The sequence below is a fragment of the Streptacidiphilus sp. PB12-B1b genome (assembly GCF_014084125.1).
Classification (GTDB): Bacteria; Actinomycetota; Actinomycetes; order Streptomycetales; family Streptomycetaceae; genus Streptacidiphilus.
Genome location: NZ_CP048405.1, coordinates 3,151,648 through 3,169,950, shown reverse-complemented (window position 1 = coordinate 3,169,950; position 18,303 = coordinate 3,151,648). Strand labels below are relative to the sequence as shown.

Here is an 18,303-nt window from a genome sequence, read left to right as displayed (position 1 = left end):
CATCACTGGATGAGCGAAAGGCGAGAGCCATGAATGCACAGCAACTGTTCGACGCGTGGGTGCAGGCCGTCCTGGTCAAGGACACCGACGCCATGGCCGACCTCTACTGCGAGGACGGCGAGCACCACTTCTCCTTCCGCGACGGCGCCCCCTTCATCAAGGGCCGCGAAGCCATCCGCGCCCACCTGGCCGCCACCTTCGGCGCGTCCCCCTTCACCTTCCAGCGACTCTCCGCCTGCACGGTGCACCGGACCACCGACCCGGACACGATCATCGTCGAGTGCACCTTCGAAGGCGCCGCCCCCGGCGGCGCCCCCTTCAACCCCTCGTACGTGGAGGTGCTGACCGCCCGCGACGGCCGCATCGCCCGGGTCCGCGACTACGAGAACCTCGCCTACCGCGCCGGTCGGCAGACCCCCGCCGCAGACGCGGCGCCCGCCGCGCCCTCCGCCTGATCCGCCTTCCGGCGGGTGCCGCACCGCCGACCGGGTCAGCCCTGGCCGGCGAGGAACGGCAGCAGGTGGGCGATGGTCAGTTCCGGGCGCTCCAGCGGGGCGAGATGGGAGGCGTCCGGGAGGGTGTGCAGCCGGGCGCCGGTGATGCCGTCGGTCAGCTCCCGGGCGGCGGCGAGCGGGGTGCTCGGATCGGACTCCCCCACCAGGACCAGGGTGGGGCAGGCGATCCGGCCGAGCCGGGGGGCGAGGTCCAGCTCGGCGACCATGTCCCAGACGGCGGCGTGCACCTGCGGGTCGTCGGCCAGCAGGGTGGTGGTGGCGCGGTCGATCAGCTCGGGCCGGTCCGTCAGGGCCTGCGAGGTGAACCAGCGGGCGAAGGTGGCCGGGAGCATGGCCTCCATGCCCTCGGTCCGGGCCTGCCGGGCGCGGTCCCGGATGGCGGCGCGCCCCTCCTCGGAGAAGGACGCGGCGGTGCCGATGAGTACGAGCGAGCGGACCAGCTCGGGCTCGGCGAGCGCGAGGGACTGCGCGATCATGCCTCCCACCGAGATCCCGACCACATGGGCGGCGGGGATGCCGAGGCCGCGCAGGAAGGCGGCGACGGTCGCGGTGACCCGTTCCAGCGGCCAGTCCCGCGGGCCGCCCGGGGAGCCGCCGTGGCCGGGCAGGTCCAGCGCGACCACGTCGTAGGCCGGGCGCAGGGCCGCGATGTGCCGGTCCCAGTAGCCGAGGTCCAGACCGGCCGGATGCAGCAGGACGACGGGCACTCCCCCGCGCGGTCCGGTGCGGAGGTGGTGCAGGGCTCCGGCGGCGGAGCTGGTGCGGGCGGTGCCCATGGGGATGCCTCTCTGGCGGTGGTGCGGGCGGTCGCGCCCGCACCACCAGCCTCGGGCCGACATACTTATGGTGTCCAACGAAGGATCACGATGGTATTCATCGATTCCGGACATCAATGGTGTCGGGCCGTGCGGGATGGCATGCGGGACGAGGGGCGGAGCATGGAGCTGCGGCATCTGGAGCACTTTCTGGCCGTAGCCGAGACCGGGAGCTTCACCCGGGCCGCGGAGCGCGTCCACGTGGTGCAGTCGGCGCTGTCGGTCTCGGTGCGCGCGCTGGAGGCGGACCTGGGCGCGCAACTGTTCCACCGGTCCACCCGCAGGGTGGAGTTGACCGAGGCGGGAACGGTACTGCTGGGCGAGGCACGGCGGACGCTGGAGGCGGCCCGCGCGGCGCGCGAGGCCGTCGCCGCCGTCAACGACGGCATGCGCGGCACGATCCGGGTCGGCATCATGCATGCCCTTCCCGGGATCGACCTGGCGGCACCGCTCGCCCAGTTCCTGGCGGAGCGGCCGCTGGTGCAGATCAAGCCCACGACCAATTCGGCGGGGTCGCGGGATCTGGTCCAGGCGGTCGCCGACAACCGGCTGGATCTGGCCCTGGCGGCGATGCCCGGCGCGCACCCGGCCGAGGTGGAGGCCATCGCGCTGTACCACGAGCCGATCATGCTCGCCTGCCCGCCGAACCATCCGCTCGCCGGACGGCGGCAGGTGCGGCTGGCCGATCTGGTGGGCCGGCCCTTCCTGGACGTGCCGGAGGGGTGGGGCAGCCGCATGAGCGTCGACTGCCTGTTCACGGCGCACGGCCTGACCCGCACCATCATCGTGGAGGTGGCCGACGTGGCGACCGTGTGCGAACTCGTCCGGGCCGGCCTGGGCCTGGCCCTGCTGGCCCCCTCGTCCGCCCCGGCCGACCAGCGGCAGCTGCTGGTGCCGGTACGGCCGCACGCCACCTTCACCGTCTCGCTGGTCCTGCCGCGCCACCGCACGCTCTCCGCCGCGGCCACCGCCTTCGCCGACCGGATCCGCGCCACCTACGGCCCCGCCCCGAGGCCGGCGGACGCCACGGGGTGACCCGCTTGACCAAACGGAACGCTGATCCGTATCGTAACGGAACAACGATCCGTTTTCAGGCCGCGTCCGCACGAGGCGTTCCCCGAGCGACGCCGGCGGAAGGACAGACATCATGAGTGCTATGACGACGCCCGCGCTGGTGGTCGCCGGTGACCAGGACGCCTCTGCGCACCTGACGGTCGCGGGCCCGGCCTGGCACGCCGATCCGTACCTGCTCTCCCCCGGGCCCAAGTCCCTGCTCACGCTGTTCGGCGCGGAGCACGGCCTCGGCGGGGTCTCCGGATACGACGTCGCCGAGACCACCGACGAGAGCCCCGAGCGGGTGGCCGCCGTCCAACGGCTCACCTGGGCCTACCTGCGCAGCGCGCTCCACCCCGGCGATCCCGCCTGGCAGGCGGCCTGCGAGGCGCTGGCCGCAGCAGCCGAGCCCCTCGGACGAGTGCAGTCCGCGTAGCTCCCGCCAGGAGCAGAGGCGACGCCAACTGCCGTCCGACAGGCGGACGATGGCGGCGCGGTTCAGCTGTCCCCGGGCCGCCGACCAGGCCGTCTGCCGTGGACACGACGATTCGGGCGGACCGGTGCTCCGATTCGTCCCCCGAGCCGCACGGCTTCCTTCTATCGTCTGTACCACGGCAGTTCACATGGGGGAATGATGGATTCCGAGTTGGTCATGCTGGCGTCGACAGGAGCCACCACGGTGGTGGCGCTGATGGCGACCGACGCCTGGGAGCAGGCGAGGGCGGCCATGGTGTCGCTGTGGCAGCGCGTGCACCCCGACCGGGTGGCCACGCTTGAGGCCCAGCTGGCAGAGGGCCGTTCGGCACTGCTGGCGGCCCGGGAGACCGGGGAGGACACCGTCCCGCAGGCGCTGGTCAGCGAGTGGAACGGCCGGATCGGCCGCCTGCTGGCCGTCGAGCCGCAGGCCGCAGGCTACCTGCGGCAGTTGATCGACGAGCAGCTCACCCCGGCCCTGGCCGCAGTCGGCGGCGACCAGCACATCGCCGAGGGACCGGTCCAGTGACGGTCCAGGCATCCGCCTGCGCCGGAGGCCGGTGGACCGCAACCATGTGCGGGTCCTGTGAGTCCTTCAGAGCGATACGTGTCCTGTCCTGATATGAGCGGAGCAAAGTATGGGTCGAATAAAGCGCAGCGTCGGCGTGGCGGTGCTGGCGGGTGCGGTGCTGGCCGGGGGCGGGTTGTTTGCCGGTAGCGCGACGGCGGCGGTGACCACGGGTGCGAGCGCGCAGGCGGCCGTCAAGCCGATGCTGCTGAACTCGATCAGCCCGGCCACCGGATCGACCGTCGGTGTGGCCATGCCGATCTCGGTGGTCTTCACCGACCCGGTGGCGCCCTCGGCCCGGGCCGCGATCGAGCGGCACCTGAAGGTCACCACGTCGGTGCCGGTCACCGGCGCCTGGCACTGGTTCAGCGACACCCGCGTCGACTGGCGGCCCAAGGGCTACTGGCCGGCCGGGACGAAGGTCACGCTGGACGCCTCGCTGACCGGTGTCGCGGACGGCCACGGCCGCCGCGGCGTCCACGCGTACCGGCACACCTTCACCATCGGCGCCGACTTCGAGACCACGGTCTCCGCCTCGGGGCACACCATGAAGGTGACCCACAACGGCCGGGTGGTGCGCACCATGCCGATCGACGCGGGCAGCCGGACCTTCCCGAGCTGGGACGGCACCATGGCCGTGATCGACAAGCAGCGCTGGGTGCACATGACGTCGTGCAGCGTGGGCATCACCTGCAACCCGAGCAACCCCAACTACTACGACCTGACGCTCCCGTGGGACGTCCAGCTCACGTACTCGGGGACGTACGTGCACTACTCCACCGGCGACCCGTACCCGGGCCACAGCCAGGGCTCGCACGGCTGCATCCACCTCTCGTACGCGAACGCCGAGTGGTACTACAACAACATCAAGCAGGGTGACCCGGTGACCATCACCGGCTCGCCGCGCGGCAAGGCCGCCGGTGACAACGGCTACGCGGACTACGACCTGTCGTGGTCGCAGTGGCTGGCGGGCAGCGCGACCGGCGCCCAGACCGCCTGACGCTCCTGCCCCGAGCAGACCGGGAGGGTCCGACCGCGACTGCGGTCGGACCCTCCTCCGCTTCGGCCGGGTGCGTCCCGCCGGTCCGGCGCGGGTCAGCCGGGCGTCACGTCAACCGAGCGTCACGTCCGCCGAGCGGGACGGGACGGCGTCCAGGGCGGCGAGGGTCGCGGCGTCCAGCGTCAGCGCGCCTGCGGCGATGTTGGCCTCCAGGTGGGCCGGGTTCGCGGTGCCCGGGATGAGCAGCACATGGGGCGCGTGCTTGAGCAGCCAGGCCAGGCCGACCTGGGAGGGGGTGCTGTCCAGGGCCTGCGCCGCGGCCTGCACCGCCGGTTCGTCCACCACCTTCGGCATGGCGGGGAACGCTCCGCCGAGGGGGAAGTACGGCACCCAGGCGATGCCCTCGGCGGCGCACAGGGCGAGCATGTCCTCGTCGCCGCGCGTCACCAGGCTGTAGGCGTTCTGCACGCAGACGATGCCCGCGGGGAGCGCCCGGCGCAGGGTGTCGATGGTCACGCTGCTCAGGCCGATCGCGCCGATCTTGCCCTCGTCGCGCATCGCGGTCATCACCGCGAGCTGGTCGTCGACGCCGACCACCTGGTCGCCCTCGGCCCGCAGGCCGGGGCCGGTGTCCAGCCGCCGCAGGTTGACCACCGGGATCCGGTCGAGCCCGAGGCTGCGGAGGTTGTCCTCGACGCTGGCCCGGAGTTCCTCGGGCCGCTGCGCCGGGCGCAGCGGGATGCGGCCGCCCGGGTCGGGGTCCGCTCCGACCTTGCTGACCACGACGACGCCGTCCTCGGGGCGGAGCGCGTCGCGGAGCAGCTCGTTGACGAAGCCGTTGCCGTAGAACTGGGCGGTGTCGACGTGGTCCACGCCGAGTTCGACCGCGCGGCGCAGCAGCGCGACGGCGGCGGCGCGGTCGCCGTGCAGGCGTTCGAGCTGCATCGCGCCGTATCCGACGCGCGAGACGGTGTGGCCGGCGATCGTGCCGGGGCCGCCGGCGCGCGGAGCGCCGATGGCGGCGCTGGGGGACGAGGGGGTGTCGGCAGGCATGGCGATGCTCCGGTCCTGTGCGACCATAGGGTAAGCGGAGGACCCTCCGCTCCATCGACTGTAACACTAACGGAGGTTCCTCCGCTTGACCCCGCCGACCCCGGACCCCGCCGGCCCGCCCCGGCCCGCCGACTCCGCCGACTCCCCCAGCGGCGCCGAGCGCCCGCTCCGTGCCGATGCCCGACGCAACCGCGACACCCTGGTCGCCGTCGCGCGGGCTGCCTTCGCCGCCGCCGACGACACCGTCCCGCTGGAGGTCATCGCCCGCGAGGCAGGCGTCGGCATCGGCACGCTGTACCGCCACTTCCCCACCCGGGAGGCGCTGGTCGAGGCGGTCTACGCCGCCGAGCTCGACGACATCACCAGCAGCGCCCCGGCCCTGCTGGAAACGCTTGCGCCCGACGCCGCGCTCCGCGCCTGGATGGACCGCTACGCGCAGTTCGCCGCCGTGAAGCGCGGAATGGTCGACACCCTGCGCGCGGGCTGGGCCTCGGGGCGCATTGCCACGCCGACCACCCGGGAGCGCATCACCGCTGCGATCGGGACGATCCTCACCGCCGGGGCCGAGGCGGGCGTGCTCCGCGCGGACGTCGAGCCCGACGACGTCACCGCGGTCCTGCTCGGGGTGTTCATGTCCACGGCCACCAACAGCACCCTGGACCAGACCGGACGCCTGCTCGACCTGGTCGTCGACGCGCTGCACCCGGAGCGAGCTGCCCGGGCCACCCGCTGACCCGGACGGCTCCGGCCGCCCGGTCCGGGAAGCCGCCCGGGCCGGGAGCCGGCCGGGCGACGTCCGTCAGCGGCCGCCGACCGGGCCGGTGGCCGCGCCCGCGCCCGCGCGCAGCTGCTCCCGGCTCGGCGGGTCGGCGCCCGGGCGGGTGCAGGTGACGGCGGCCGCCCGGGCGGCCAGGGACAGCGCCGCGACCACCTCGTCGGCCGCCCGGGTCCGGCCGACCGCAGCCCGGAGCCGGGCGCGGGGGGCGGGCCCGGGACCCAGCATCCCGGCCTGGAGGAGTCCGCTGATCAGGCCCGCCATGAAGGCGTCGCCCGCGCCCACGGTGTCCACGACCCGGACCGGGATCGGCGGGACCTCGCGCAGGCCGCCGTCCCAGAAGGCCGTGGCGCCCTCGGCTCCCCGGGTCAGCACGACCAGCGCGGGGCCGCTGCGGGCCCAGGCGGCAGCCGCCTCCCGGGGGTCGCGTCCGGGGTAGAGCCAGGCCAGGTCCTCGTCGCTGGCCTTGACCACGTCAGCGGCGGCGACCAGCGCCTCGACGCCCGGCCGTTCCCCGTCGGCGGAGCGCAGCAGCGGGGGCCGGATGTTCGGGTCGTAGGAGACGGTGGCCGTGGCCCGGGCCGCCTCGACGGCGGCCCGCACCTGCGCGGCGCCCGGTTCGAGCGCGGTGGCGATCGATCCGGTGTGCAGGTGGGCGACGGCTCCGGTGCGGGCGGGCGCGGTGGCGGAGGGCGGCAGCGACCAGGTGATGTCGAACCGGTAGGCGGCCGCGCCCCGGGCGTCGAGGGTGGCGGTCGCGGTGGAGGTCGGGGCATCGACGACGGACCCCTCGGTGAGCCGCACCCCGCCGTCCCGCAGGTGGCGTTGGAGCGCCTCGCCGAAGGGGTCGGTGCCCACCCGGGTGGCCAGCTGCACGGGGTGGCCGAGCCGGGCCACGCCCAGCGCCACATTGACCGGGCTGCCGCCCGGGTGGGCCTGCCGGCGGCCGCCGGGGTCCACCAGGATGTCGGTGAGTGCCTCGCCGACGACCAGGGTCGGCGGTGGGGTCGACTGCATACGTGCTCCTTCGGGGCGGACGGCCGCCCCGGCTGTCGCGGGCAGGGGCGGGGTCAGGGCCGGGTGAGGGCCGGGTCAGGGCGTCACCAGGATCTTGCGGCCCTTGCCCGCCTGGAACTGCTGGAGCGCGGCGGCGTAGTCGTCCAGCGGGAGCCGGTCGCTGATGAAGACCTCCGGGTCCAGCACGCCGGTGGCGAAGAGGTCCGCCGCGCGTTCGTAGCTGTGCAGGACGGCCATGGAGCCGGTGATGGTGATCTCCTCGTTGTAGATGCGGTAGGGCTCGATGGTGGTGCGCGCAGCGTAGTTGGCCACGCCGAACTGCAGGTAGGTGCCGCCCTTGCCGACCCTGCCCAGGGCGTCCTGGATGGCCTGCTCGTTGCCGGTGGCGTCGATGACCACGTCCCAGCCGCGCGGGCGCTGGATCTCGTCGGCCGAGGTCGCGGTCCCGGAGCAGCCCAGCAGCCGCGCGGTGGCGAGCCGGTCGGCGTTGATGTCGACCACGTCCACGCTTGCCGCGCCGGTGCGCTTGGCCAGTTCCAGCATCATCAGGCCCATCGTGCCGGAGCCGTAGATGAGCACGTGGGAGGCGAGCCTGCTGCGCAGGATGTCGTAGCCGCGCACCGCGCAGGAGAGCGGTTCTATGAGGGCGGCGTCCTCGGTGCGGACGTGGTCGGGCAGTTTGACGCAGTTGGCGGCGGGGGCGACGGCGTACTCGGCGGCCCCGCCGGGCACGGTGACCCCGATCGCGGCCCAGCGCTCGCAGAGGTTGTTGCGGCCGATGCGGCAGTAGTGGCACTCGTGGCAGTAGAGCGACGGGTCGACCGCGACCCGGTCGCCGGTCGCCAGCCCGGTGACCTCGGCGCCGACGGCGACGATCTCACCGGCGAACTCGTGCCCCGGGACGATCGGCAGGGTGGGGGCGAACTCGCCCTGGAGGATGTGCAGGTCGGTGCCGCACAGGCCGCACACGGAGACCTTGACGACGACGTCGCGGGGGCCGGGCGCGGGATCGTCGACCGACTCGATGGCCACGACACCGGGCGCGCTGATGACGGCTGCTTTCATTTGACTGCCCCAAGGGAGAGGCCCTGGACGAGCTTGTCCTGGGCAGCGAAGCCGGCGGCGAGCACCGGCAGGGAGACGCAGACGGCGGCGGCGCACAGCTTGGCCAGGAACAGGCCTTCGCTGGTGACGAAGCCGGTGAGGAACACCGGCGCGGTGCCCGCCACGACGCCGGTCAGCACTTGTGCGAACAGCAGTTCGTTCCAGCTGAAGATGAAGGAGATCAGCGCGGTGGCGGCGATGCCGGGGGCGGCCACCGGCGCCACGATCCGGACCAGGGTGGTGAGCAGTCCGGCGCCGTCGATGGAGGCGGCCTCCAGGATCTCCTTGGGGACCTCGGAGAGGAAGGAGCGCATCATCCACACCGCGATCGGGAGGTTCATCGAGGTGTAGAGGACGACCAGCAGCCAGATGTTGTCCAGCAGGCCGGCGTGCTGCGCGATCAGGTACAGCGGCAGCAGGGCCGCCACCGCCGGGAGCATCTTGGTGGACAGGAAGAAGAACATGACGTCCGTCCACTTGCGCACCGGCCTGATCGACAGCGCGTAGGCGGCCGGGATCGCCAGGACCAGCACCAGCAGCGTCGAACCGACGCTTGCGGTCAGGGAGTTGATCAGCGGCGGCCAGGGGCTCACCCCGGTGCCGGCGCCGAAGAACTCCCGGTACCCCTGGAGTGTGAGCGGGGCGGTGAAGCTGGGCGGGTTGGTCGCCGCCGCCGGTTCGCTGTGCAGGGAGGTGAGCACCATCCAGGCGAACGGCAGCAGGAACAGCGTGCCGCAGGCCCAGGCCAGCAGGCTCAGCAGCCGGCCGTTGCGGCGCGCGGCCCGGGAGTGGCGGCCGGGCCGACTGGCGTGGACGGTCGCGCGGGCGGACGGGGGGACAGTGGCCGCAGTCATGACAGGGACTCCTCTCGGAACAGCGAGGAGACTGTCCGCAGGGCGAAGGTGGCGATGGCCAGGGAGAGGACGACCACGATCACGCCCTCCGCCGACGCCTCGCCGTAGTCGTGGCCCGCGTAGAAGGTCTGGTAGACGGCGTACGGGAGGTTGGCCGTCCCCAGGCCGCCGGAGGTCAGGGTGAAGACCGCGTCGAAGTTCTGGACCACGTAGATGCTGCCGAGCAGCGCGGCGAGTTCCAGGTAGCGACGCAGGTGCGGAAAGGTGAGGTAGCGGAACACCTGCCAGGTGCCCGCGCCGTCCACCCGGGCCGCCTCGACGACGTCGGTGGGCCGGCTCTGCAGCCCGGCCAGCAGGATCAGCATCATGAACGGGGTCCACTGCCACACCAGGGACGCCTCGACCGAGGCCAGCGGGAAGCTGGTGAGCAGGTCCGGCTGGGGCGGGTGGGTGCTGCCGAACAGCTTCCACACCCAGCTGAGCAGGCCGTCGACGAGCCCGAAGGAGGCGTTGTAGATGGCGTCCTTCCACAGCAGGGCGGAGGCGACCGGGACGATCAGGAACGGTGTGATCAGCATGGTGCGGACGATGCCGCGCCCCAGGAAGCGCCGGTCGAGCAGCAGCGCCAGGCCGAGGCCCAGCACCAGGCTCACCAGCACGACCGTGACGGTCAGTTCGACGGTGGTGAGGATGGCGGAGCGCAGCGCCGGATCACGGAACGCGTTGGTGTAGTTGGTCAGGCCGCCGAAGCCGACATCGTCCGGATCGAGGGCGTTCCAGCGCATGAAGGAGATCACCAGCGTTCCCACGAAGGGGAGTTGGGTGACGACGATCATGAAGATCAGGGCGGGCAGCAGCGGGGCCCGCCGGGCCCACGCGCCGCGCTGCCTGCCCGACTCGGCGGGTGCGCCGGAGCGGCGGGCCCGGGGGACGCGGGCGGTCCGGGTGATCGAGGGAGTACTCATGGGTGCCTTCTGGTGTCGTCAGTGGCCCGCATACCGGGCGCCGACCTTCGCGGCCAGGGCCTGGCTGTTCTTCAGCGCCGTGCCCACGCTGATCTGCCCGGCGATGGCGTCGCTGATCAGCTGCGAGACCTGGGTGCCCAGGTCCTCGAACTCGGGGATGCCCACGAACTGGATGCCCGGGGCGGGCCGCGGCTGCACGCCCGGGTCCTGCGGGTTGGCGGCGTTCAGCGCGGTCAGGGTGGGCCCGGCGAAGGCGGAGGCCGCGCTCAGGTAGCCGGGGTCGGAGTAGGTCGAGGCGCGCTTGCCGGCCGGGACGGACGCCCAGCCGAGGGTCGTGCCGACCAGGTCCTCGTACTGCTTGCTGGACGCCCAGGAGACGAACTTCCAGGCGTCGGTCTGGTGCTTGCTCGCCTTCTGGATGCCCCAGGCCCAGGTGTACAGCCAGCCGGAGCTCTTGGTCTGGTCGACCGGGGCGGGCACGTAGCCGATCTTCCCGGCCACCGGCGAGCCCTTGCCCTCCAGCGAGCCGGCCGCGGAGGTGGCGTCGTACCACATGGCGACCTTGCTCTGCTCCATGTCGTTCAGGCACTCGGTGAAGCCGTCCTGGGCGGCGCCGGCCTCGCCGTGGGCGCGGACCAGGTCGACGTAGAACTCGGTGGCCTGCTCGAACGCCGGACTGGTCAGCTGGGCCTGCCAGTTGTCGTTGAACCAGGTGCCGCCCATGGTGTTCACCACGGTCGTCAGCGGCGCGATCACCTCGCCCCAGCCGGGCTGGCCGCGCAGGCATATGCCCTTCATCCCGGACTGGGCGCCGTCGGCCTCGGCCGCCAGGGCGGCGACCTGCTGCCAGGTCGGGTGGGCCGGCATGGTCAGGTGCTTGGCCGCGAAGACGTCCTTGCGGTACATCAGGAAGGACGACTCGCCGTAGAAGGGCTCGGCGTAGATCTGGCCCTTGTAGGTCAGCGACTGCTGGATGTTGGGCAGGATGTCGCTCTGGTCGAAGGCCGTGTCGGACCGGGCGTCCGAGCTGAGCGGGGACAGCCAGCCGTCCTTGGCGAAGAACGGCGTCTCGTAGTTGCTGATGGTCGCCACGTCGTACTGCCCGGCCTGGCTGGAGAAGTCCTGGGTGACCTTGTCCCGCACGTCGTCCTCGGGCAGCACGGTGAAGTTGACCTTGATGCCGGTGGACTTGGTGAAGTACTGGGCCGTCAGCTTCTGCAGGTCCAGCATCTGCTGGTTGTTGACCATCAGCACGTTGATGGAGTCCGACGAGCCGGAGGCGGTCCCGGCGGAGCCGCCGGCGCCGCTGCAGGCGGCCAGCAGGGCGCCGCAGAGCACCACGGCCCCGATCGGAGCGGTTCTGCGCAGGAGGGAGTTGCTGGGTGGCATGGTGTTTCCTTCGGTCCTCGGTCGGTTCACGGGGAGCGGGCCGGGAGGGGCCCGCTGCGGGCATGGTCGGCTGGGCGCGCGTCGCAACGGCGCCGTACGGGTGGTGGTGTGGGGGCGTCAGACCCGGATGACGTGGGGGCCCATCAGGGAGTAGCGCTGGGCTTCGGCACTGGACAGTCCGGTGTCGGTGACGATCGCCTCGAAGTCGGAGACCTCGGCGAAGCGGCAGAAACTGCTGGCGCCGAACTTGCTGTGGTCCCCCATGAAGATCCGTCTCCGTGACACTTCCAGTGCCTTGGCCTTGACGTCCGCCACCACCGGGTCGGGTGTGGTGAGGCCGAACTCCCGGGAGATGCCGTTCGACCCCAGGTAGGCCAGGTCGATGACGAAACCCGAGAGCATCGCGCAGGCCCAGGAGCCGACGGTCGCCAGGGTGCGCGCCCGCACCCTGCCGCCCAGCAGCAGCACGGTGGTGTTGCTGGAGTCGGCGATGGCGGCCGCGGTGGACAGCGAGGCGGTGACGATGGTCAGCGGCCGGTCGGTGGGCAGCAGCGCGGCGAGGATCTGCGGCGTGTAGCCCTCGTCCACGAACACGGTCTCCGCGTCGCCGAGCAGGCCCACCGCCTCGGCGGCGATACGGCGCTTGTTCTCCACGTGGAGCGTGACCCGCTGGGCCAGATTGGTCTCGAAGCCCGCGCTCTCGACGGGATAGGCGCCGCCGTGGGTACGGCGGACCAGCCCCCTGCGCTCCAGTTCGTTGAGATCCCGCCGGATGGTCTCCAGCGCGACCCCGAAGTCGGCTGCCGCGACCGCGACTTCGACGCTCCCCTCCTGGCGGGCCAGGAGGAGGATACGGCGCTGCCGCTCTTCTGCCCTCATGAACAACCGCCCTGATCCCTCGTCAGACATTCGGGCATCCGAAGCCCGAATGTGCCCGCGAGAGATTTATACCGTCCTCCCCGAGCCGGGTGGTGCCCCATTACGGGCAACAGATTGGCCGATCGTGCCCGGATCCGGAGGGGGGGAGTCGCAGCGCCGGGGCGGCCCGCGGCGTCCCTGCCCGGGCGGCCCGGGCCTGGTTGCGGGCGATCCCTGCCCGGATGCTGTGGGATGCGCCGATCGCGGCGGAGTTTGCCCCCGGGGGCGCCGGGTACGCGTCAGCCACTTCAGTTTCCTGACTGTCAACCCCAGCGCGCCGGTTCCAACGCGCGGAGAACGCAACCGCCCGCAGCCCGGGCACGGTACGCAGGATTGGGAGGCCGCATCACATGTTCGGCTGGTATGTACTGGTAGCCCTCGTCGCCTACGTGCTGTGCTCGCTGGCCGTGGCCCGACAGGTGTACGGGATACAGCGGACGGCTCTCATCACCCGGTCCGGGCCCCGGGGCGGGCGCAGCTGCGCCGAGTACTTCCGCTCGCACGACCAGGAGCACGCGACCGCGCTCGCCCTGCTCGCCGGGCTGCTGTGGCCGGTGGCGCTTCCCGCCTGCCTGGCCTACCGCTTCTGCAAGTTGGCCATCACGGCCCGTCCGCCGCTGACCCCCGCCGAACGCCGGGAGCGGGCCTTCATCCTTCAGGAGCGCACCCGCGAGCTGGAGAGGGTCCTGGGGATGGCACCGGACGCCGAGTTCGGCTCCCCCGTGCCCAGCTCCACCCCATGACCCCGCCAGGGCCGGCCAGGACCGTCCGGCGCACACCACGGGCCGGGCAACAGCCGCCGGTGGCCCGGACGTTGTGCGTGTCCGGGCCACCGGCGCCGGAGTTCAGCCGGCCGGTACCAGCGCGACGGCGTTGACCAGCGGCTGGCCCGCCGATCCCGGCAGGAACTGCACGGTGACGTCACCGTTGGCGTCGGCGGTCGCGTTGACGTCCTCCTCCACCCCGATGTACGTGCCGTCGCCGCCCGCATTGCCCGCCGCCTGCACGATGTCGAAACCGGTCAGCGCCGGGGCGCCGTTGACGTCGACGTCGAAGACGCGCTTGCCGACCTGGGTGTTCTGCCAGTCCAGGAAGTACAGCCGCACCTGGTAGACGCCACCGGCGGTGAGATCGGGGATCTGGTACGTCGAGGCGGACGAGCGGAACGAGTTCCAGTCCGCCTGCGGAATCGGGTGCGCCACCGTCTTGAAGGTGGTGAAACCGTTCGACCCGGACGCGTTCACCCCCGCCGTACCACCGCTGTAGTACTCGTCCGCAGCGAATCCGCTGCCACCCGAACCGCTGCTGTCGACCGTGACGTCGACCAGTGACCACCAGTTGGTCCTGACGCTGTCGGTCAGCACGATCCGCAGGTAGCGCGCCGTCTGCGGGGCGAAGACGGCGGTCTCCGGCGAGCCGGTGCCGGTGTCGGTGGAGACGGTGGTGAAGGTCGTGCCGTCGTTGGAGACCTCGACCTGGTAGCCGCGGGCGTAGTCGGCGTTGAAGCCGCCGGAGTCCAGCTCGACCTCGTCGAAGCTCTGCGTCGAGCCCATGTCCGCCTGCCACCACATGCCGAAGGACTGGTCGGCGTCGGAGCTGAAGCGGGCGCCGGTGTTGCCGCTGATCGCGTTCTGCGGGGCGTCACCGGGGGCCGAGCTGGTGTTCGCGGTGGCCACCCAGCCGGTCTCGGGCAGCGCTGCCCCGGCCGGGACCGCGCCCCCGCTGTCGCCCTGACCGCCGGAGTCGACCGAGACGCCTTGGGCGTTCACCGCCACCGGTGCCAACGCGATGGCGTTGACCAGCGGTTGGCCGACCGGGCCCGGCAGGAACTGCACGGTGATGTCACCGTTGGCGTCGGCCGTCTCGTTGACGTCCTCCTCCACCCCGATGTACGTGCCGTCGCCGCCCGCGTCGCCCGCCGCCTGCACGGCGTCGAAGTTCTCCAGCGCCGGGGCGCCGTTGACGTCGACATCGAAGACGCGCTTGCCGACCTGGGTGTTCTGCCAGTCCAGGAAGTACAGCCGCACCTGGTAGACCCCGCCCACGGTGAGGCCGGGGATCTGGTACGTCGAGGCGGACGAGCGGAACGAGTTCCAGTCCGCCTGCGGAATCGGGTGCGCCACCGTCTTGAAGGTGGTGAAACCGTTCGACCCGGACGCGTTCACCCCCGCCGTACCACCGCTGTAGTACTCGTCCGCAGCGAAGGTCTGGTCGCCCGCCCCGCCGGAGTCGATGCTCACCCCGCCGGCGTTGGTTGCGGCCGCCGCCGCGCGGGCGGGCCCGCCGGCCCACGCCGGGGCGGCGCCGATGAGGCCCAGCACGAGGGCGATGAGCAGCACACTCCCCAAGCCTCGGTGTCGCCTGGTACTGGCTGAATTGGCGATCACGGAATTCCCTCCGCTGATCTCGTTGTTCGGGTGGGTTGGCCTCCGTCGACGGCGGCCCTGATCCGGAGAGCGCTCTCTTGATGAGATGGTCACGCCCGCGTAACACATGAGATGGTCACGCCCGCGTAACACACTGTCAAGTAGCGGCGCAGGGTGCGAACTTGTCCGCATCTGCCCGGTTGCGGGACAAACCCGGCGCCCGGCCCGGCAGTTGGTCCGGGGCACACAGAAAGGCCGCCTCCGCGCGCTGCGCGGAGGCGGCCCCTGGCGCCGGTCGCCCGGCCCGGCAGGTCAGTGCATGCCGGCGATGCCGTAGTAGGTGCCGACCTGCTCGTGGTAGGTCGGGTCGGCGACGTGCTTCTCCTTGTCGAACTCGGGGGAGTTCTTGATCTCCTCCTTGGTGCGGCCGACCTGGATGGTCTCGTTGACGGTGTCGATCAGGGTGATGGTTCCGGCCGGGAGCAGCACCTGCTTGCCGAAGATCCACACGCCGGTGTCCACGACGATGTACCCGGCGCCGACGTCCTCGGAGTACTTGTCGACCTTGCCGATGTGGCCGTCGGTGGCCTCGACCTTGAAGCCGGTCAGGTCGGTGCCCGCCTGGTAGCCCGCGTTGTCCTGGTAGCCCCACATGCCGTTCTCCACGGAAACACCCTCTTCTCTGTCAGCCGATCGGAGGCCGGAAGCCTCCCCACGGGTCGCCTGTCCCTGATCCGCGCGCCCATGCCGGGCGGATCGGCGGAACCCTGCGGACGCCCGGGGTGCACGGCAGGGCCGCCCCGCAGCCGTGCCGTCAGCTGCAGGGCACGCAGGTGCGCGCCGCCGGGCGGGCCTCCAGGCGTTCCGCGGGGATCGGCTCGCCGCAGCGCTCGCAGCGCCCGTACCCGCCGCTCGCCAGCCGCTCCAGGGCGCGGTCCACCTCGCCCAGCTGCTCCTCGGCGCGGGCCAGCAGCGCGGCCACATGGGCGCGCTCGAAGGCGGTGCTCGATCCCTCCGGATCGTGTTCGTCGTCGTTGGCCACCAGCGCGTTCGCCTCGACGATGCCGTCGTAGTCGCGGCTCAGCACGGCGATCTGCGCGCTCGCTCCGGCGCGCTCGGCCAGCAGCAGCTCCCGGGCGCGCTCGGGCCCGGGGGCCGGGGAACGGGAAGGACGGGTATTGCGGGACGAACCGCTCATCACCGCACTAACGCGGGCGCACCGGGCGGACATTCCCTCGCGGCCCCACAGCGCCCACAGCGGCCCCTCAGCGTCCGCCCGCATGTCATCCGTTCGGCGCGGCGCGCCTGCCGCGCCCGAGCCCTCCGCGCCACCGAGGCTGGAGGCTCGCCCTTCCCGGTGGTCGGCATGCACGCGAGAGGCTGAAGCGGTGTTCGAAGCGAATGACATCCGTGAGTACCGCGGCCACGACGTGGTCGACGTGGACAAGAAGAAGATCGGCGCCCTGGAGTCCGTGTACGTGGACACCGCCACCGACGAGCCCGCCTTCGCCACCGTCACGATCGGGCTGCCGACCCGGCACCGGCTGGTGTTCGCACCCCTGGCCGGGGCCCGCGTGGGCCCGGGCTACCTGCAGGTGCAGTATCCCCGGGCCCTGGTGAAGGACGCCCCGGCGATGGGGACGGACGACGTGCTGCCCGTGGAGGACGAGGCGGCGATCTTCGCGCACTACGAGCTGGCCTACGAGACCGGCGCGGCCGGGGAGCGGCGGCTGGCCCGCCGCTAGGCCGGTCGGCGACCGGCGGCCGGTCGGCGGCTAGCGCCGGACGTCGCGCCGCCCCAGCCTGATGCCGCCGTAGACGAGCGCGGCCACGAAGAGCACGCAGCCGATCACCAGGAGCCAGAGCAGGCCCTTGATGATGGCGCCGAGGAATCCGCAGACGACCGCGACCAGCAGGATGAACAGAACGACCGCCATGGTGCCTCCTCCGGGCTGCGGCGCCTCCGAACACGGTGCCCAGTGAGGTACGTCTGCCCGCTCAGCTCAGACCCTAGCGGGGCAGAAACGGAAAAACCGCAATAAAACGCTGATCATCTTGTCGGCGCGTCATCTCGTCGGCGCGCCGCCGGACGGAGCGGCGCCGAGGGCCGGAGCCCCCGTGCGGGGGGCGTGGCCCGGCCCGGCCGCGTGGGTGGCGGCCACAGGCGCGCCGACCAGGCAGATCAGCAAGATCATGTGCCCCAGAACATGCCCCAGCCCGTGACTGCTCCCGCGTTTGCCGCACGCCATGTCCACCCCTCGCCTCGACCGATGGCCGACGCCTACCCAGGCGCCGCCGCCGCAACGGTGCGAAGCCGAACCGGTCCCGGGTAACCGAATTCGCTCACATGTTCTATTCTGAAGCGACAACGGTCCCCACCACACCCCCGAGGAGGCGGCATGCGCTGGCAGAACCTCGGCGCCGACAGCAGCACCGCGCCGGCGCTCTTCGGCCTGGACGCGGTCACCCGCACCTTCGACACCCCGGAGTTCCGCGGCATCACCTTCCACGAGATACGCGCCCGGTCGATCATCAACCGGGTTCCCGGCGACTCCCACGTGCCGTTCGAATGGACGATCAACCCCTACCGGGGGTGCAGCCACGCCTGCGTCTACTGCTTCGCCCGCAAGACCCACAGCTATCTGGACCTGGACACCGGGCGGGACTTCGACAGCCAGATCGTCGTCAAGGTCAACGCCGTGGAACTGCTGCGGCGCGAGCTGGCCGCGCCGCGCTGGCGGGGCGAGCGCATCGCCATGGGCACCAACGTCGACTGCTACCAGCGGGCCGAGGGCCGCTACCGGCTGATGCCCGGCATCCTGAGCGCACTGCGGGACCGGGCCAACCCGTTCTCCATCCTGACCAAGGGCTCGCTCATCCTGCGCGACCTGCCGATCCTGGTACAGGCCGCGCAGGTCGCCGAGGTCTCCACCGCCGTCTCCGTCGGCTTCACCGACCACGGCCTGTGGCGCAGCGTGGAACCCGGCACCCCCTCCCCCGACAAGCGCCTGGAGGTCTGCCGCACGCTCACCGGCCACGGCATACCCTGCGCCGTGCTGATGGCGCCCATCCTGCCCTACCTCTCCGACTCCCCGAGCAGTTGAGCGCCACCGTCCGCGCCGTCGCCGCCAGCGGCGCGACCTCGGTCACCCCGCTCGTCCTGCATCTGCGGCCCGGCGCCCGCGAGTGGTACTTCCAGTGGCTCGCCGAGCACCACCCGGCGCTGGTCGGCCGCTACGAAGCGCTCTACCGCCGCGGCCCCTACGCCCCCGACTGGTACCAGCGCCGCATCACCCGCCAGGTAAGCGAGTTGGCCGCAGAGCACGGCATGGCCCCCGCCCGGCTCGGCCGCCCCGGCGCGGCGCCGCAACCGCCGCCCGACGAGGCGCCCGGGGAGTCCGACGGGCCCGCGCAGCTCCGCCTGATCTGACCCCGAC

The 18,303-nt window shown here is 72.1% G+C and carries 19 protein-coding genes and 2 pseudogenes; 9 read left to right on the top strand and 12 right to left on the bottom strand.

The features are described 5' to 3' along the window. Positions 1 to 29: 29 nt before the first annotated feature. Positions 30 to 455, top strand: a complete 426-nt coding sequence (locus tag GXW83_RS14390) for a nuclear transport factor 2 family protein (protein WP_182443458.1) — start codon at positions 30 to 32, stop codon at positions 453 to 455. Positions 456 to 490: 35 nt separating this feature from the next. On the opposite strand, the gene GXW83_RS14385 is transcribed toward GXW83_RS14390, so the two are convergent. After that, entirely contained in the window at positions 491 to 1,291 is an 801-nt protein-coding gene (locus GXW83_RS14385; RefSeq protein WP_182443457.1) for an alpha/beta fold hydrolase, read from the bottom strand. Positions 1,292 to 1,453: 162 nt separating this feature from the next. Here GXW83_RS14385 and GXW83_RS14380 point away from each other — a divergent pair, with 162 nt between their 5' ends. The 4 genes and pseudogenes from GXW83_RS14380 (at position 1,454) to GXW83_RS14365 (ending at position 4,425) form a co-directional block, all read left to right on the top strand. Further along, positions 1,454 to 2,365, top strand: coding sequence for a LysR family transcriptional regulator (locus GXW83_RS14380; protein WP_182443456.1), 912 nt, complete (start codon positions 1,454 to 1,456; stop codon positions 2,363 to 2,365). 103 nt (positions 2,366 to 2,468) lie between these two features. Further along, positions 2,469 to 2,819 (top strand): annotated as a pseudogene (locus GXW83_RS14375) (chlorophyllase); the annotation flags it as partial. A gap of 195 nt (positions 2,820 to 3,014) precedes the next feature. Continuing rightward, positions 3,015 to 3,386, top strand: coding sequence for a hypothetical protein (locus GXW83_RS14370; protein ID WP_182443455.1), 372 nt, complete (start codon positions 3,015 to 3,017; stop codon positions 3,384 to 3,386). Positions 3,387 to 3,495: 109 nt separating this feature from the next. Continuing rightward, positions 3,496 to 4,425, top strand: coding sequence for an Ig-like domain-containing protein (locus GXW83_RS14365; protein ID WP_182443454.1), 930 nt, complete (start codon positions 3,496 to 3,498; stop codon positions 4,423 to 4,425). A gap of 111 nt (positions 4,426 to 4,536) precedes the next feature. Here the strand turns inward: GXW83_RS14365 and GXW83_RS14360 are convergent, their stop codons facing one another. After that, complete coding sequence (locus GXW83_RS14360; protein ID WP_182447305.1) at positions 4,537 to 5,478, bottom strand: aldo/keto reductase; 942 nt, start codon at positions 5,476 to 5,478, stop codon at positions 4,537 to 4,539. A gap of 85 nt (positions 5,479 to 5,563) precedes the next feature. Between GXW83_RS14360 and GXW83_RS14355 the strand changes: the two genes are divergently transcribed. Continuing rightward, the gene (locus GXW83_RS14355; protein WP_182443453.1) at positions 5,564 to 6,211 is read left to right on the top strand and encodes a TetR/AcrR family transcriptional regulator; all 648 of its coding nucleotides are present in this window, start codon (positions 5,564 to 5,566) and stop codon (positions 6,209 to 6,211) included. A gap of 66 nt (positions 6,212 to 6,277) precedes the next feature. On the opposite strand, the gene GXW83_RS14350 is transcribed toward GXW83_RS14355, so the two are convergent. The 6 genes from GXW83_RS14350 to GXW83_RS14325 all read right to left on the bottom strand — a co-directional run bounded on the left by GXW83_RS14350 (position 6,278) and on the right by GXW83_RS14325 (position 12,461). Then, positions 6,278 to 7,270 carry a carbohydrate kinase gene (locus tag GXW83_RS14350; protein ID WP_182443452.1) on the bottom strand — a complete coding sequence of 331 codons (993 nt, stop codon included), beginning with the start codon at positions 7,268 to 7,270 and terminating at the stop codon, positions 6,278 to 6,280. 75 nt (positions 7,271 to 7,345) lie between these two features. Further along, positions 7,346 to 8,335 (bottom strand): zinc-dependent alcohol dehydrogenase family protein, encoded by a 990-nt coding sequence (locus GXW83_RS14345; RefSeq protein WP_182443451.1) that lies wholly within the window; start codon positions 8,333 to 8,335, stop codon positions 7,346 to 7,348. Further along, positions 8,332 to 9,228, bottom strand: coding sequence for a carbohydrate ABC transporter permease (locus tag GXW83_RS14340; RefSeq protein WP_182443450.1), 897 nt, complete (start codon positions 9,226 to 9,228; stop codon positions 8,332 to 8,334). The genes GXW83_RS14345 and GXW83_RS14340 overlap by 4 nt, the downstream gene beginning before the upstream one ends. Further along, positions 9,225 to 10,193, bottom strand: a complete 969-nt coding sequence (locus tag GXW83_RS14335) for a carbohydrate ABC transporter permease (protein WP_182443449.1) — start codon at positions 10,191 to 10,193, stop codon at positions 9,225 to 9,227. Before GXW83_RS14335 ends, GXW83_RS14340 begins: the two co-directional genes overlap by 4 nt. An 18-nt stretch (positions 10,194 to 10,211) precedes the next feature. Then, positions 10,212 to 11,582, bottom strand: coding sequence for an ABC transporter substrate-binding protein (locus tag GXW83_RS14330; protein ID WP_182443448.1), 1,371 nt, complete (start codon positions 11,580 to 11,582; stop codon positions 10,212 to 10,214). A 117-nt stretch (positions 11,583 to 11,699) separates the two neighbouring features. Further along, positions 11,700 to 12,461 (bottom strand): DeoR/GlpR family DNA-binding transcription regulator, encoded by a 762-nt coding sequence (locus GXW83_RS14325; RefSeq protein WP_182443447.1) that lies wholly within the window; start codon positions 12,459 to 12,461, stop codon positions 11,700 to 11,702. Between the two features lie 389 nt (positions 12,462 to 12,850). On the opposite strand from GXW83_RS14325, the gene GXW83_RS14320 reads away from it, so the two are divergent. Continuing rightward, the gene (locus tag GXW83_RS14320; protein ID WP_182443446.1) at positions 12,851 to 13,243 is read left to right on the top strand and encodes a hypothetical protein; all 393 of its coding nucleotides are present in this window, start codon (positions 12,851 to 12,853) and stop codon (positions 13,241 to 13,243) included. Positions 13,244 to 13,345: 102 nt separating this feature from the next. Here GXW83_RS14320 and GXW83_RS14315 read toward each other — a convergent pair whose 3' ends face one another. The 3 genes from GXW83_RS14315 to GXW83_RS14305 all read right to left on the bottom strand — a co-directional run bounded on the left by GXW83_RS14315 (position 13,346) and on the right by GXW83_RS14305 (position 16,064). Next, positions 13,346 to 14,839, bottom strand: a complete 1,494-nt coding sequence (locus GXW83_RS14315; protein ID WP_182443445.1) for a malectin domain-containing carbohydrate-binding protein — start codon at positions 14,837 to 14,839, stop codon at positions 13,346 to 13,348. A 339-nt stretch (positions 14,840 to 15,178) separates the two neighbouring features. Then, positions 15,179 to 15,532, bottom strand: a complete 354-nt coding sequence (locus tag GXW83_RS14310; protein WP_182443444.1) for a PRC-barrel domain containing protein — start codon at positions 15,530 to 15,532, stop codon at positions 15,179 to 15,181. Between the two features lie 148 nt (positions 15,533 to 15,680). Next, positions 15,681 to 16,064, bottom strand: a complete 384-nt coding sequence (locus GXW83_RS14305) for a TraR/DksA C4-type zinc finger protein (RefSeq protein ID WP_182443443.1) — start codon at positions 16,062 to 16,064, stop codon at positions 15,681 to 15,683. A 190-nt stretch (positions 16,065 to 16,254) separates the two neighbouring features. Here GXW83_RS14305 and GXW83_RS14300 point away from each other — a divergent pair, with 190 nt between their 5' ends. Then, the gene (locus GXW83_RS14300) at positions 16,255 to 16,611 is read left to right on the top strand and encodes a PRC-barrel domain-containing protein (protein ID WP_182443442.1); all 357 of its coding nucleotides are present in this window, start codon (positions 16,255 to 16,257) and stop codon (positions 16,609 to 16,611) included. A 30-nt stretch (positions 16,612 to 16,641) separates the two neighbouring features. Here the strand turns inward: GXW83_RS14300 and GXW83_RS14295 are convergent, their stop codons facing one another. Continuing rightward, a complete protein-coding gene (locus tag GXW83_RS14295) occupies positions 16,642 to 16,803 on the bottom strand; it encodes a hypothetical protein (protein ID WP_182443441.1) in 162 nt (53 codons plus the stop codon). 462 nt (positions 16,804 to 17,265) lie between these two features. Here GXW83_RS14295 and GXW83_RS14290 point away from each other — a divergent pair. After that, positions 17,266 to 18,296 (top strand): annotated as a pseudogene (locus tag GXW83_RS14290) (Rv2578c family radical SAM protein). Positions 18,297 to 18,303 lie beyond the last annotated feature (7 nt).